Source organism: Stenotrophomonas sp. TD3 (genome assembly GCF_001939825.1).
In the GTDB taxonomy this organism is placed as follows: domain Bacteria; phylum Pseudomonadota; class Gammaproteobacteria; order Xanthomonadales; family Xanthomonadaceae; genus Stenotrophomonas.
In genome coordinates this window covers 504,340-518,999 of record NZ_MOYM01000001.1, presented here as the reverse complement: position 1 = coordinate 518,999, position 14,660 = coordinate 504,340, and the positions used below count along the sequence as shown (strand labels likewise).

The following is a 14,660-nucleotide window of genomic DNA, read 5'->3' as shown; positions in this document are numbered from 1 at the left end:
GGTCCTTTGTCCCAGGGCGCGGGCGAGGAGTATCGCCGTGTCGCTGAAAATCAACGAGCTCTGCGTCAACTGCGACGTATGCGAGCCGGCCTGCCCGAACCAGGCCATTGCGATGGGTGAAACCATCTACGTGATCGACCCTGCGCGCTGCACCGAATGCGTGGGTCATTTCGACGAGCCACAGTGCGTGGTCGTCTGCCCGGTCGAGTGCATCGACCCGGACCCGGAGATCGTGGAAACGGAAGACCAGCTGCTGGCCAAGCTGCGCCAGCTGCAGCACGATCACCCCGAACTCTACGCGGAGCCTCCATCCGAATGAAGACGCTGATCGTCCGTCCGCTGTTGCTGCTCGGCCTGTTGCTGAGCCCGATTGCCTGGGCCGACAGCCCGGCCCGTGCCGAGCGCCCCGACGGCGCCGCCATTGCCAGCGGCCACGCGCTGGCCACCCAGGCCGGAATCGATATCCTCGCGCAGGGCGGCAACGCCTTCGACGCCGCGGTGGCGGTGTCGTCCACGCTGGCGGTGGTCGAGCCGATCAGTTCCGGGCTGGGCGGCGGCGGCTTCTTCCTGCTGCACGACGCGGCCACCGGCAAGGACGTGATGCTGGATGCGCGCGAGACCGCACCGGCCGCCGCGACCCCGCAGGCCTTCCTCGACAAGCAGGGCAACCTGGACCGTGATCGTTCGGTCAACGGTGCCTGGTCGGCCGGTATTCCCGGCCTGCCCGCAGCGCTGGTCGAGCTGTCGGCCAAGCACGGCAAGCTGCCCTTGTCGGCGTCGCTGCAGCCGGCGATCCGCATCGCGCGCGAAGGTTTCCCGGTGTACGACCGCATGGCCAAGGGCTATGCCTCGCGCCGTGAAGTGATGGAGCGTTACCCCGGCACGCGCGAGGTCTACCTGCGCAACGGCAAGCCGATCGCCACCGGTGACCTGTTCAAGCAGCCGGAGCTGGCGCAGACGCTGGAGCGGCTGGCCGCCGGTGGCTTCGATGGCTTCTACAAGGGCCAGACCGGTTCGCTGCTGCTGGCCGGCGTGAAGCAGGCTGGCGGCAAGTGGACCGCCGAAGAGCTGGCCGGCTACCGCGTGAAGCAGCGCGAGCCGATCGTGTTCAACTACAACGGCTGGAAGATCACCACCGCGCCGCCGCCGTCGTCCGGTGGCATCGCGCTGGCCAGCATGCTGCAGATCCTGGAAGGCTGGGACATCAAGAGGATGGACCCGGCGCACCGCACGCACCTGGTGGTGGAGTCGATGCGCCGCGCCTACCGCGACCGCACCTTCTTCCTCGGTGATCCGGACTTCGTGCAGATCCCCCAGAAAGTGCTGACCAGCAAGGACTACGCGCAGGGCCTGCGGGCGACCATCCATCCGGAGAAGGCCACGCCCAGCGACCTTCTGTCGGGCAATCCGACGCCGCTGGAAGACGACGAGACCACGCATTTCTCGATCATCGACCGCGACGGCAACCGCGTCGGCGCCACCCAGACCGTCAACCTGCTGTATGGCTCGGGGCTGATTCCCAAGGGCACCGGCGTACTGCTGAACAACGAGATGGACGACTTCGCGCTGAAGCCGGGCACGCCCAACGCGTTTGGCGTGATGGGCTACGAGGCCAATGCGCCGAAGGCTGGCAAGCGCATGCTCAGCTCGATGACGCCGACCTTCATGGAGAACGCCGACAAGGTGGTGGTGCTGGGCACCCCGGGCGGCAGCCGTATCATCACCATGGTGCTGCTGGGCATCCTCGGCTACGACGCCGGCCTGGACGCACAGCAGGTGGCCGCGCTGCCGCGCTACCACCACCAGTGGCTGCCGGACCTGATCGAGGCCGAGGACGATGCGTTCGACGCGGCGACGGTGAAGCAGCTGCAGGCGATGGGCCACAAGATCGACCTGCCGGGTGACGTCGCCGCAGGCGGCCGTGGTTCCAGCCACGTGTGGGGCAACCTGCAGACCGTGGAATGGGACCGCAAGGCGAACAGACTGTTCGGCGGCAGCGATCCCCGCAATCCGGTGGGCAGCGCCCAGGTCGTACCGGCGCGCTGATCCGGTAGCGCCGGCCGCTCGCCGGCAATCTGGCCGATCGCCGAAACCCCGCCTTTGCCGGCGGGGTTTTCTGTTTCCTTTCTAGCGATTATTTAACGAGCCGGCGCCGATAATCGGCGCATGAAACTCTGGTCTATTCGTGGAAACTCGCAGCGCCTTGATGGCGGCGCGATGTTTGGCAACGCACCGCGTGCGTTGTGGGAAAAATGGGCGGCACCGGACGAGCTCAATCGCATCGAGCTGGCCTGCCGTGCGCTGCTTGCCAGCCCGCTGGAAGGCAAGACGGTGCTGTTTGAAACCGGCATCGGTGCATTCTTCGATCCGCGCATGCGTGAGCGCTACGGCGTGCAGGAAAGCCAGCACGTGCTGATCGATTCGCTGCGCGAAGCCGGTTTCGAGCACGAGGATATCGATGTTGTGGTGCTCAGCCACCTGCACTTCGATCACGCCGGCGGACTGCTGGCGGCATGGAGCGAAGGGCGTGAGCCCGAGTTGCTGTTCCCCAACGCAACCTATGTGGTCGGCGCACAGCATTGGCAGCGCGCCATGCATCCGCACCCGCGTGACCGGGCCAGCTTCATTCCGGAGTTGCCCGGCCTGCTGCAGGCCAGTGGCCGGCTGGAAGTGGTGGACGGGGAGTACTCGAAGGTCCTCGGCCGCAGCGTGCGCTTCAGCTACAGCGACGGGCATACGCCGGGGCTGATGCTGGCCGAGATCGTCGGTCACGCGCATGCCGGCGAGGGTGCGCACGGTGGCGTGGTGTTCTGTGCCGACCTGATTCCAGGGCGCTCATGGGTGCACGTGCCGATCACCATGGGTTACGACCGCAACGCCGAACTGCTGATCGACGAGAAGCGGCAGTTCCTTGAAGACAAGCTGGCGCGCAACGTACGGCTGTTCTTCACCCATGACCCGCAGGTGGCGCTGGCGCAGCTGGGGCGCGATGACAAGGGGCGTTTCGTGACCCTGCACGAGCAGGGGGAGCTGAAGGCGCGCGCCCTGGGGTAATGAAAAGGCCGGGCAATGCCCGGCCTTCGTGTGCGGGTAGATCCACGCCATGCGCGGATGGCGTTCTACCCGGATGTGATCGCTACGACGCCTTCAGGCAGCTGCTCATGAAGGTCTTGCGCGCATCACCGGCCAGCTTCTTGGCGCCCGCGTCGGCATTGCACTTGCGCATGCGTTCCTGCTGCGCATTGGCCGGCTTGGAGTCGGCAGCGTGGCCGCTGAGGCAGGAACTCTGCGCAGTCTTGTAGGCATCACCCTTCAAGCCCTTGTTCTTGGCCGAGCATTCGGCCATGCGCTGCTGCTGCGGGGTGGTGGCGTTGGCAGCCAGGGGCAGGCCGACCAGCAGGGCGGCGGCCAGCAGGAAAGAGGCTTTCATCAGGGTGCTCCAAGCGGTGGCGGGTGCGCGGAGCATTCGCTTCCGGCCCGCAAGGCCACGTGAAGAATCGCGCTTCGGTCGCGTCCGCTTGCGTCGGCATTCAGATCGGCGTATTACTTAGCCATATGGGAAAGTATGATCCCGCCATCCAGGACGTCTTCCACGCACTGGCCGACCCGACCCGTTGCGCGATCGTGGCCGCGCTGGGGCAGGGGCCGCGTGCCGTGTCGGTGCTGGCCGAGCCTTTCCAGATGGCCTTGCCCTCGCTGATGAAACATCTGGCCGTGCTGGAACGCAGCGGCGTGGTGCGCAGCCACAAGCAGGGGCGCATACGTACCTGCGAACTGGTGCCGGCGCGGCTGGGCCAGGCCGAGCAGTGGCTGGCCGAACAGCGTGCCGTGTGGGAAGCGCGCACCGACCGCATGGTCGATTTCGTCGAAACCCTTCACCGACAGGAGCAGGCCCATGGCCGTAGACGCAGGTAACAACCCCGATACCGATCTGGTCATCAGCCGTGTGTTGAACGCACCGCGTGCGGCCTTGTGGCGGGCGTGGACCGATCCGGAACTGCTGCGCCAATGGTGGTGCCCGAAGCCGTGGACCACCGAGGTGCGCGCATTCGACCTGCGCCCCGGCGGGGCCTTCCACACCTTCATGCAGGGCCCGGATGGCGGCAGCAGTGACAATCCGGGCAGCTTCCTGGAGATCGTGCCGCAGCAGCGCCTGGTGTTCACCTCGATGCTGGGCGCAGGCTGGCGACCGCAGTCACCCTGGCTGGGCTTCACCGCCATCATCACCATGGAGGACGAGGGGCAGGGCTGCCGCTACACGGCGCGGGTGATGCACCCGGACAAGGCCCTGCGTGACCAGCATGAGCAGCTGGGCTTCTTCGATGGCTGGAACACCGTCATCGGCCAGCTGGAAACCTTCGCAGCCGGGCTGTAGGCCGGAATGCGGGATGGGGTCAGAGCCCTTTCTGTGAAAGGGCTCTGACCCCGGCTCGCCGGTTCAACCGACGCGGGTACCGAAGATGCGGTCACCGGCGTCGCCCAGGCCCGGCAGGATGTAACCCTTGTCGTTGAGCTGGGCATCGATGGCCGCGGTGTAGATCTCCACGTCCGGGTGCACGGCCTTGACCGCTTCGATGCCTTCCGGCGCGGCCACCAGGAAGATGCCCTTGATGCGGCGTGCGCCGGCACGCTTGAGCATGTCGATGGTGGCGATCAGGGTGCCGCCGGTGGCCAGCATCGGGTCCAGGATCAGCGCGTCGCGCTCTTCCAGGCGGCCGGTCAGGCGCTCGAAGTAGGGCACCGGCTGCAGGGTTTCCTCATCGCGCTGCAGGCCGACCACGCTGACGCGGGCTGCCGGGATCAGCGACAGCACGCCGCTGAGCATGCCCAGGCCGGCACGCAGGATCGGCACCACGGTGATCTTGGCGCCGGCAATGCGCTGCACCGTGACCGGGCCGGCCCAGCCGGGCAGGGTGTGCGGCTCGGTGTCCAGGTCGGCGGTGGCCTCGTAGGCCAGCAACGTACCCAGCTCGTTGGCCAGTTCGCGGAAATCCTTGGTGCTGAGCGCGGCATTGCGCATCAGGCCGATCTTGTGCTGCACCAGCGGGTGGCGCACTTCGACGATCTTCATGGTCGGGAAGGGGAAAAGGAGAGAGGACGCCATTTTGCCGGATTGGCGTGTCGAACCCCAAACCGGGCCCCGAGCCGCCGTACATGAAATGTGCAGATGCATGTCACGGCCATGCAACCTTGCGGACATACCGTGCAGACCCATTCTTAACAGGAATGGGGATTCCCAGTGCATATCAAGACTCCGTTGGCCGTTGCCATCACCCTGACCCTGGCGATGGGGGCCGCGGCACCGCTGCAGGCAGCCGGGCAACAGGCGGTAGCCGCCACCGGCGCCGTGGCGGCCGACGCGGTCGACCTGGATCGCATTGAAGTGCGTGCCCAGCTCGAATCGCAGATCCGTGCAGTCGACCTCAAGCGCAGCAGCGACGCCATCGAGGATGCGGTGTCCTCCGATGCCCTGGGCCAGTACCCGGACAAGAACGTGGCCGAATCACTGCAGCGCCTGCCGGGTGTCAGCGTGACCCGCGACCAGGGCGAAGGCCGCTTCGTGGTCATTCGTGGCCTGGATGCCAATCTCAACAGCGTCAGCGTGGATGGCATCGCCATCGGCACGCCGGAAGATTCCAGCCGTGCCGCGCCGTTGGACGTGATCCCATCCGACTCCACCGAGCGCCTGCGCGTGGTCAAGTCACCGACCCCGGACATGCCGGGTGATGCCATCGGTGGCGCCGTGCTGGTGGAATCGGCGTCGGCCTTCGACCGTGACGGTCGCAGCCTGCGCGGCAAGATCGAGGGCAGCCACCAGCAGCTGTCCGGCGAGACCAGTCCCAAGGCCGCCTTCAACTACAGCGAGGTGTTCAACGATACCTTCGGCGTGGCGCTGGGCGTGAACTACCAGAAGCGGAAGTTCGAGTCGGACAACACCGAAGTGGAGTACGACGGCGAGGACGATGCCACCCCCGGTGACGTGACTGCGATCAACCTGCAGCACCGCAAGTACGAGATCGAGCGCAAGCGCATCGGTGCCAACCTCAACCTCGACTGGCGTCCCAACGAAGACAGCAAGTACTACCTGCGCACGCTGTACAGCCAGTTCGACGATGCGGAGACCCGCCAGCGCGTGATCTTCAACTTCGACGACGCGAAGATGGTCAAGACCGGCACCGACCAGTACCGCCTGGACGGCATGCCGAAGGATTCGATCGACAAGCGCATGCGCTACCGCACCAAGAAGGAAAACACCTTCGCGGCCAGCCTCGGTGGCGAGAACAAGCTGACCAACGCCGTGGTCGATTATCGGATCGGCTACACCCGTACCGAAGAGCGCGTGAACGACGAGATGGAGGCGCGCTTCAAGCTCAACGGCAAGGCCTTCAATGGCACCCTGGACCAGAGCAGCCGCCTGCCCAGCTACAGTTTCGACAACCCGCAGTGGCTGGACAACAGCAACTACGCGTTCGACCGCTTCGTGCTCTCGCCCAAGCAGGTGAACGACAAGGAACACAGCGCACAGGTCAACGTGCGCTTTGACGGCGGCAGCAGCAGCATCAAGTTCGGCCTGCTGGGCCGCTGGCGCGACCGCGACGTGAATGTGGATGAGCGCGAACTGCGTGTCGGCCCGAAGGTGGCGCTGTCGAGCTGGACCACTTCCTCGCCGGAGCATCGCCACGGCAACCTGGGCGATGGCATGGACTCGGCCGCGATGCGCGCGTTCTGGGCCGCCAGCGGCAGCCAGTACAGTGCCCGCCCGCAGGACGTCGGCGGCAATGCGATGACGTCGCTGGAAGAGGATTACGTGGCCAGCGAGGACATCTTCGCCAGCTATGCCATGGGTACCTGGGACGTGGGCGCGCTGCGCATCATCGGCGGCGTGCGCGTGGAGAACACCCGCTTCAAGGCGGTCGGCAACCAGGTGGACGTGGCCGCCAACGGCCGCAGTTTCACCGTCACCCCGCGCGTGGCCAACAGCAGCTACACCAACGTGCTGCCGGGCCTGCACCTGCGCTACGACGCGGCCGACGACTGGGTGCTGCGCGCCTCGGCCAACAAGACCGTATCGCGCCCGTCCTTCGGCGACGTCTCGCCGCGCGTGGGTTACAGCCGGGGTGACGAGGAAGTGCGCCTGGGCAATCCGGAACTCGATCCGTACGAGTCGAAGAACATCGACCTGTCGGTGGAGAAGTACATCGGCAGCAGCGGCATCGTTTCGCTGGGCCTGTTCCACAAGTCGATCGATGGCTACATCGTGGAAACCGTGCGCACCAATGATCCGGCCTACGGTGGTTTCGACGTGACCCAGCCGGTCAATGGCCGCAAGGCCACCGTGCGTGGCGCGGAATTCAACTGGCAGCAGCAGCTGGCCTTCCTGCCGGACGGCCTGGATGGCCTGCTGGTCGGTGCCAGTGGCACCTGGCTGGATACCAAATTCGACGCCGGCATCAAGGATCGGGAGGGCGAGGACTTCACCCTGCCGCGTGCCTCCAAGCATGTCTACAGCGCGCACATCGGCTATGAAAAATACGGTGTAAGCACGCGCCTGGCGGCGGTGTACCGCAGCGAGTACCTGGACAGCATCGGCAAGGGGCGCGCATTCGACATCTATGTGGCACCCAACACCCAGCTCGATTTCTCGCTGGACTACAAGTTCACCCCGCGCGTGAGCGTGTATTTCGAAGCGCAGAACCTGCTGGACAAGCCGCTGGAGCTGTACCAGGGCACCCGTTCGCGCACCCTGCAGATGGAAGAGTACGGCCGCACCTATGCGCTGGGCCTGAAGGTGGCGCTGTGATGGGGCGTAGCGTCACTGTCCTGGCCGCTGCGCTGGCGGCCACGCTGGTCGCCGGCTGCACGCCGGCCACCGGCAACGATCCGGTCGCGGGAGCGGTCTCGCCGGCCGCCAGCGGTGAGCGCGTGGTGACCACCATCGCCGAGGCCTTCCTTTCCCCGATGACCCCGGCCGACAACATCGACTCGCCGGCGGCCTGGCGCGCGCCGGACGGCGCGCTGTGGCTGATCGCTACCGCCAAGGCCACCGACAAGCTGGTGGTCTACGACGGCAGCACTGGGCAGCATCTGCGTGACGTCGGCAGCAGCGGCACCGCACCGGGGCAGTTCGACCGCCCAAACGGCATCGCGGTGACCGACGACCTGCTGTGGATCGTGGAGCGCGACAATCACCGCGTGCAGGTGCTGAGCCTGCCGGACTTCGCGCCGCTGGCGACGTTCGCTGCGGACGACCTGCGCAAGCCGTACGGGCTGTGGGTCGACCGCCGTGCCGATGGCTACAGCGTCTACGTCACCGACTCCTGGGACAACGGCGAGGATGCGCAGGGGCGTGACATCCTGCCGCCGCTGGCCGAGCTGGACAAGCGCGTGCGCCAATACCACGTGACCCGCGACGGCACGAAGGTCGAGGCGAAGCTGGTGGCCAGCATCGGCGATACCACCGAAGCCGGTGCGCTGCGCGTGGTCGAGTCGATCTGGGGCGACCCCGAGAACGACCGGCTGTTGATTGCCGAAGAGGACGAGAGCTACGCCAGCGAGTTCAAGGTCTACACCCTGGCGGGCCGCTTCACCGGCACCACCTTCGGCCGCGACGTGTTCAAAGCACAGGCCGAAGGCGTGACCCTGCGCACCTGTGGCAAGGATGGCTGGTGGATCACCACCGAGCAGGGCAAGCAGCGCAGCGTGTTCCATCTGTTCGACCGGCACACGCTGAAGCCGGTCGGCGCGTTCCAGAGCAACACCGTGGCCAACACCGATGGCATCTGGATGATGCAGCAGCCCAGCGCGCGCTTCCCGCACGGTGCGCTGTATGCAGTGCATGACGACCAGGGCGTGGTGGCGTTCGACTGGGAGAGCATCGCCAAGCAGCTCGCGCTGCCGCTGGAGTGTGGCGCATGAGCGGCCAGTGCGTGATGCGTTCGCTGGTGCTTGGCCTGCTGCTGGCAATGCCGTCGCTGTCGTTCGCAGCGGCCGAACCGAATACCCAGGTGCCGGCGGGCAGCCGGCATTACGCAGCGACGGCGGTGCCGGACCGCATCGTCGCCTCGCCGGCGGCCGATCCCAGCCACGGTTTCGCCGTGGCCTGGCGTACCGATGGCAGCGCGCAGGCACCGCTGCTGGAGATCGCGCTGGCCGCAGATTCGCCGGCCATCGAGAGCATCCGCCAGGTGCGTGCGACGACGCGTGCGCTGCAGACCGAGAACGGGCTGTCGCACCACCATCGTGCCGACATTGGCGGCCTGCAGCCGGACACCCAGTACGTCTACCGCGTGCAGGGCAATGGCAGCTGGAGCGCCTGGAACCAGCTGCGGACGCTGGCCGCGGCCGACCAGCCGCTGACCCTGCTGTACTTCGGTGATACCCAGAACAAGAACGTCAGCCATGTCAGCCGCGTGGTGCGTGCCGCGCAGAAGGCTGCGCCGCAGGCGCGCATGAGCCTGTTCGCCGGTGATCTGGTCAGCGGCGGCGACAACATGGACGACAGCGAATGGGGCGAGTGGTTTGCCGCCACCGGCTGGTTGGCGCAGGAAACGCTGGTGGCCCCGGCGATCGGCAACCATGAGTACTTCGAGGAATTCGAGGACACCCCGCAGGAGCGTCGCGTGCTGGGCCGGCACTGGCCAGTGACCTTCGCGCTGCCGGGCAATGGCGCCACCGCCGCGCAGCAGACCAGCTACTGGTTCGATGCACAGGGCGTGCGCGTGGCCGTGGTCGATGGCACCTCGGCACTCGACCTCGGCACGGCCAAGGCGCAGGCACAGTGGCTGGATAAGGTCCTGACCGGCAACCCGCAACCATGGACCATCGTGCTGCTGCACCAGCCGTTCTACTCGCCCCGCGAAGGGCGCGAGAACGCCGCGCTGCGTGACGTGCTGCTGCCGGTGGTGCGCCGCCACAACGTCGATCTGGTGCTGCAGGGCCACGATCACACCTATGGCCGTCGTGGCGAAGGGCAGGCTGCTACGCCGCAGTACGTGGTGACCGTGGCCGGGCCGAAGCAGTACCGCCTTTCCGACGAGGCACGGAAGACGATGGATCCAGTAGCCGAGGACACCCAGCTGTTCCAGGTGCTGAACATCGATCCGCAGCACCTGCGCTACGAAGCGCGCACCGTGACCGGGCGTCTGTACGACGCCTTCGAACTGCGCCGCGATGCCAAGGGCGCAAAGCAACGCACGGAGTTGACCGAAGGCCGCATCGCACCGCGCGGCTGCCCGCGTGCGCAGACCGCCAAGGGTCGCGCCGACCGCTGCTGGGAATGACGAGATGCCAATGACCACGCTCCGACGCATCCTTCCTCTCGCTGCCATCGGTGCCGCGCTGCTGTTGCTGGCCAGTGCGGTGACGGCCGCCGATACCGTGCTGCATCCATTCCTGGTCGCCCAGCCGAAGCAGGCCCCGCAGGAGGTGAATCTGGCGGTGGAGATTCCGGCCGGCAGCTTCACCAAGTACGAGATCAAGGAAGACGGCCTGGTCCACGTGGATCGCTTCCAGTCGATGCCGGTGGCCTATCCGGCCAACTACGGCTCGATGCCGCGCACCCTGGCCGGTGACAACGATCCGCTGGATGCGCTGGTGCTGACCCGCGAGCCGCTGCATCCCGGCGTGATCGTGCGCTTCCGGCCGATCGGTTACCTGAAGATGATCGATGGTGGCGAGCACGACGAGAAGATCATCGGCGTGCCGACCGACAAGGTCGACCCGACCTACGCCCGCATCCGCGACCTGGCGGATCTGCCGGAGGTCGAGCGCCAGCGCATCGAGGCGTTCTTCCGGGTCTACAAGGACCTGCCGGCCGGTCGCAACCCGGTGCAGCTCAACGGTTGGGGCAACGCCGCTGAGGCGCGTGCGCTGATCAGTGAAGCGATGAAGCGCTTCGAAAAGTAGATCCACGCCATGCGTGGATGGCCTGGCACGCGCATCTCCTTCACCGCCGCTGGCTATGATGTGCGCCTTCCACAACGAAGGCGGTGCATGTGTCGGTAGCGTTGGTATGGTTCCGCCGTGATCTGCGGCTGCAGGACAATCCGGCCCTGCAGGCCGCGCTGGATGCGGGCCACGACGTGGTGCCGGTCTACATCCATGCGCCGCACGAGGAAGGCGAGTGGGTGCCCGGTGCGGCCTCCGATGCGTGGCGCCACCGTTCACTGGGCGCATTGGATGCGGACCTGCGCGCGCGTGGTTCGTCGCTGGTGCTGCGCAGCGGTGACAGCCTGTCGATCCTGCAGTTGCTGATCGAGCAGTCCGGCGCCGAGGCGGTGTACTGGAACCGCAAGTACGAACCGGCCACCCAGCCACGCGACGCGACCATCAAGCGCACGCTGCGCGAGCAGGGCATCGACGCGCAGAGCTGCAATGGCAGCCTGCTGTTCGAGCCCTGGGGCATCGCGAACCAGCAGGGTCAGCCGTACAAGGTGTTCACGCCGTACTGGCGCAACGTACTCAGTCATTGGCGCCTGCCGGCGCTGCAGGCCGCGCCGCAGGCACTGACGCCGCACACGGTCGACAGCCTCGCACTGGATGAGCTGCGGCTAGCGCCTACGCTGGGCTGGGATACCGGCTTCTGGGAGCACTGGCAGCCGGGCGAGGCCGGTGCGCTGGAGGCACTGTCCGTGTTCGAGGACGGTGCATTGCGCGGCTACCGCGAACAGCGCGACCTGCCGGATCGCGTGGGGACCTCGCGGCTGTCGCCGCACCTGCATTTCGGCGAGATCGCGCCGTGGCGCATCGCCCATACGCTGGAGGGGCTGCGCAATGCAGGCACCGATGCCGACATCGACGGTTACCTGCGGCAACTGGGCTGGCGCGACTTCGCCTATCACCTGCTGCATCACTTCCCGAAGACGCCGACCGACAACCTCAACCCGCGCTTCGATCGCTTCCCATGGGCAACGCCCAGTGACGCTCAGCTGCACGGCTGGCAACGCGGCAACACCGGCGTGCCGATCGTCGATGCCGGCCTGCGCGAGCTGTGGCACACCGGCTACATGCACAACCGGGTGCGGATGATCGTGGCCAGCTACCTGTGCAAGCACCTGCGCGCGCATTGGCTGCATGGCGCGCGCTGGTTCTGGGACACCCTGGTCGATGCCGACCTGGCCAACAACACGATGGGCTGGCAATGGGTGGCCGGGACCGGCGCCGATGCCGCGCCGTATTTCCGCGTGTTCAACCCGGTGACCCAGGCCGAAAAGTTCGATCCGCAGGCCCGCTACATCAGCCGTTGGGTGCCCGAACTGGCCACGCTGCCGGTGAAGGCGCGCTTCGCGCCGTGGCAGCATCCACTGCTGCTGGCTGTGCATGCCCCCGGCTATCCGCGCACCCCGTTGGTGGACCTGGCGGCCGGTCGGGACGCCGCGCTGGCCGCCTACCGGCAGACGGGGGCAGGGTAAAGCGCGGGCTGAGCGATCCAGTCAGTTAGCTGAACGCGGCCCTGTCGCCGCGCCGCATCATCATCCCGACATCGCATTGGGCTGTTTATTCTCTCTGCGCCCGCAAGCCGCCGGCCCGACCGGAAACCAAGGAGAACCACATGATCCGCAACACCACCCGCAACGTCGCACTGGCCCTGATGAGTGCGGCCGTCCTGTCGGCCTGCGCCACCGGCGGCTCCTACGTGCAGAGTGACCAGTACGGCAACCCGACCGAGCAGCAGAACCGCACCGGCCGCAATGCGCTGATCGGCACCGCGATTGGTGTGGCCGCCGGCCTGCTGACCGGCGACAGCGCTACCGAGCGTCGTCAGCACGCGCTGATCGGTGCCGGTATCGGCGCGCTCAGCGGCGCTGCCGTCGGCCAGTACCAGGATCGCCAGGAACGCGCACTGCGCGAGCGCACCGCCAACACCGGCATCGATGTGCAGCGCCAGGGCGACAACATCATGTTGAACCTGCCGGATGGCATCACCTTCGATTTCGGCAAGTCGACCCTGAAGCCGCAGTTCTACGGCTCGCTCAACGGCGTGGCAGGCACCCTGCGTGACTACAACCAGACCATGATCGAAGTGGTCGGCCACACCGACAGCATCGGCAGCGACGCGGTCAACAACCGCCTGTCGAAGGAACGTGCCGACTCGGTGGCGCAGTACCTGATCGGCCAGGGCGTGCAGAGCGTGCGCATCGAAACGCTGGGCGCCGGCAAGTCGTATCCGATTGCCGACAACAGCACCGATGCCGGCCGTGCCAAGAACCGTCGCGTCGAAATCCGCGTGATTCCGCTCAAGCAGTAACGCTACGCGTTCCTGCTTGAGCCGGTCCGGCCATCGGCCGGAACGAAAATGCCGCCCTTGCAGGCGGCATTTTTGTGGGTGCCGAGCGTTGCTCGGCACGCCGACAGCGCTTCCGGTTGCGGCTTTTTCGAACGGCGCCGACGAAGGTCGGCATCTACCGGAAGCCAGGCAGCCGGAACCAAAATGCCGCCCATGCAGGCGGCATTTTCTGTAGGTGCCGAGCGTTGCTCGGCACGCCGATAGCCCCTGTAGAGTCGAGCCATGCTCGACTCCGCCAACAGCAGTCGAGCATGGCTCGACTCTACAAAATCCGGTTACGCCGCCGAAGCGGCGACCTTCTCCAGGATGCGCTTGCCGCTGCTCTCCAGCGCGGCGTCTTCCTTTTCCTTCTGCTGCTGCGCCAGCTTCGCACCCGGGCACTGCGCCAGCATGTAGTTGGCGTCGAAGTTGAGCTTTTCCACCAGGAAATCGACGAACGCACGCACCTTCGGCGAGACCAGGCGGCCACCGGCGAACACGGCGTTGAAGTCCACTTCCGGGCCGGTCCAGCCGGCCAGCACGCGGCGTACCATGCCCGACTCGACGAACGGCTTGGCCATCACATCACCGGTCAGCAGCAGGCCTTCGCCACATACCAGTGCACCATTCAACGCGGACATGTCGTTGGCCGTCATCAGCGGGGTGACCGGGAAGTCGCGCAGCTCGCCGCCGTTCTCGCCCAGCTGCCAGGTGAAGCGTGGCGAATTACCGGTGTGGTACGGCTTGCGCATCGCCAGGATGCGATGGAACTGCAGCTCTTCCGGATGCAGCGGCTCGCCATAGCGCTCGATGTAGGCCGGGCTGGCGAACACCTGCGTGCGCAGGCTGCCGAGCTTGCGCGCGACCAGGTTGGAATCGGGCAGGGCACCGACACGCAGCGCCAGATCCGCCTCACCGGCGATCAGGTCCAGCTTCTCGTTGCCCATGTGCATGTCCAGGCGGATCTCTGGATACTGCGCATGGAACTGGCCCAGCAGCGGGGCGATCCAGGTGATGCCGATCGAGTAGGGCACGGTGAAGCGCAGCCAGCCGCGCGGGCCGGACTGCAACTGGCTCACCGCGCTCTCGGCTTCTTCCAGCTCGCGCGCGATGCGCTGGCAATGTTCGTGGTAGATCGAGCCGGCTTCGGTCAGGCCGAGGCGGCGGGTGGTCCGGTGCAGCAGTCGCGCGCCCAGGCGCGTTTCCAGCTCCTGCACTTTGCGGCTGACCGTGGTCTTGGGCAGGCCGAGCGATTTGGCAGCGGCAATGAAACTGCCTTGCTCGACCACTTTGACGAAGATCAGCGTCTCGTTGAGATCGTGGGACATGGTCGGGGATCCTGGACGTCGGGGATGGGACAATCGTGACAGAACGATTGGACCGGGAGCGGGATGAT

General features: G+C 66.5%; 15 protein-coding genes. 11 read left to right on the top strand and 4 right to left on the bottom strand.

From position 1 onward, the window contains the following. Nucleotides 1–37: 37 nt before the first annotated feature. From BKE09_RS02320 to BKE09_RS02310, 3 genes are all read left to right on the top strand, one after another. Nucleotides 38–319: a YfhL family 4Fe-4S dicluster ferredoxin gene (locus tag BKE09_RS02320; RefSeq protein WP_004153175.1), complete on the top strand. Its 282-nt coding sequence runs from the start codon at nt 38–40 to the stop codon at nt 317–319. Next, nucleotides 316–2,046, top strand: coding sequence for a gamma-glutamyltransferase (ggt, locus tag BKE09_RS02315; protein WP_075674744.1), 1,731 nt, complete (start codon nt 316–318; stop codon nt 2,044–2,046). The genes BKE09_RS02320 and ggt overlap by 4 nt, the downstream gene beginning before the upstream one ends. 120 nt (nt 2,047–2,166) lie before the next feature. Next, nucleotides 2,167–3,054, top strand: coding sequence for an MBL fold metallo-hydrolase (locus tag BKE09_RS02310; RefSeq protein ID WP_075674743.1), 888 nt, complete (start codon nt 2,167–2,169; stop codon nt 3,052–3,054). 82 nt (nt 3,055–3,136) lie between these two features. Here the strand turns inward: BKE09_RS02310 and BKE09_RS02305 are convergent, their stop codons facing one another. Further along, entirely contained in the window at nt 3,137–3,430 is a 294-nt protein-coding gene (locus BKE09_RS02305) for a PsiF family protein (protein ID WP_049445544.1), read from the bottom strand. 125 nt (nt 3,431–3,555) lie between these two features. Between BKE09_RS02305 and BKE09_RS02300 the strand changes: the two genes are divergently transcribed. Further along, nucleotides 3,556–3,915 carry a metalloregulator ArsR/SmtB family transcription factor gene (locus BKE09_RS02300; RefSeq protein WP_075674742.1) on the top strand — a complete coding sequence of 120 codons (360 nt, stop codon included), beginning with the start codon at nt 3,556–3,558 and terminating at the stop codon, nt 3,913–3,915. After that, entirely contained in the window at nt 3,896–4,375 is a 480-nt protein-coding gene (locus tag BKE09_RS02295) for an SRPBCC family protein (RefSeq protein WP_014036819.1), read from the top strand. The genes BKE09_RS02300 and BKE09_RS02295 overlap by 20 nt, the downstream gene beginning before the upstream one ends. A 63-nt stretch (nt 4,376–4,438) precedes the next feature. Here the strand turns inward: BKE09_RS02295 and upp are convergent, their stop codons facing one another. Beyond that, nucleotides 4,439–5,071 carry a uracil phosphoribosyltransferase gene (gene upp / locus BKE09_RS02290; protein WP_005409099.1) on the bottom strand — a complete coding sequence of 211 codons (633 nt, stop codon included), beginning with the start codon at nt 5,069–5,071 and terminating at the stop codon, nt 4,439–4,441. 168 nt (nt 5,072–5,239) lie between these two features. On the opposite strand from upp, the gene BKE09_RS02285 reads away from it, so the two are divergent. From BKE09_RS02285 to BKE09_RS02260, 6 genes are all read left to right on the top strand, one after another. Beyond that, a complete protein-coding gene (locus BKE09_RS02285) occupies nt 5,240–7,801 on the top strand; it encodes a TonB-dependent receptor (RefSeq protein ID WP_075674741.1) in 2,562 nt (853 codons plus the stop codon). Then, nucleotides 7,801–8,916: a phytase gene (locus BKE09_RS02280; protein WP_075674740.1), complete on the top strand. Its 1,116-nt coding sequence runs from the start codon at nt 7,801–7,803 to the stop codon at nt 8,914–8,916. The genes BKE09_RS02285 and BKE09_RS02280 overlap by 1 nt, the downstream gene beginning before the upstream one ends. 14 nt (nt 8,917–8,930) lie before the next feature. Next, nucleotides 8,931–10,280 (top strand): metallophosphoesterase family protein, encoded by a 1,350-nt coding sequence (locus tag BKE09_RS02275; RefSeq protein WP_240502927.1) that lies wholly within the window; start codon nt 8,931–8,933, stop codon nt 10,278–10,280. 10 nt (nt 10,281–10,290) lie between these two features. Next, entirely contained in the window at nt 10,291–10,905 is a 615-nt protein-coding gene (locus tag BKE09_RS02270; protein WP_075674738.1) for an inorganic diphosphatase, read from the top strand. Between the two features lie 89 nt (nt 10,906–10,994). Next, a complete protein-coding gene (locus BKE09_RS02265) occupies nt 10,995–12,410 on the top strand; it encodes a deoxyribodipyrimidine photo-lyase (RefSeq protein WP_075674737.1) in 1,416 nt (471 codons plus the stop codon). 140 nt (nt 12,411–12,550) lie between these two features. Further along, the gene (locus tag BKE09_RS02260; RefSeq protein WP_010484399.1) at nt 12,551–13,246 is read left to right on the top strand and encodes an OmpA family lipoprotein; all 696 of its coding nucleotides are present in this window, start codon (nt 12,551–12,553) and stop codon (nt 13,244–13,246) included. A gap of 2 nt (nt 13,247–13,248) precedes the next feature. Here BKE09_RS02260 and BKE09_RS23135 read toward each other — a convergent pair whose 3' ends face one another. After that, complete coding sequence (locus BKE09_RS23135; RefSeq protein ID WP_139319606.1) at nt 13,249–13,509, bottom strand: hypothetical protein; 261 nt, start codon at nt 13,507–13,509, stop codon at nt 13,249–13,251. Between the two features lie 51 nt (nt 13,510–13,560). Then, nucleotides 13,561–14,592, bottom strand: coding sequence for a LysR family transcriptional regulator (locus tag BKE09_RS02255; protein ID WP_005409107.1), 1,032 nt, complete (start codon nt 14,590–14,592; stop codon nt 13,561–13,563). Nucleotides 14,593–14,660: the final 68 nt, after the last annotated feature.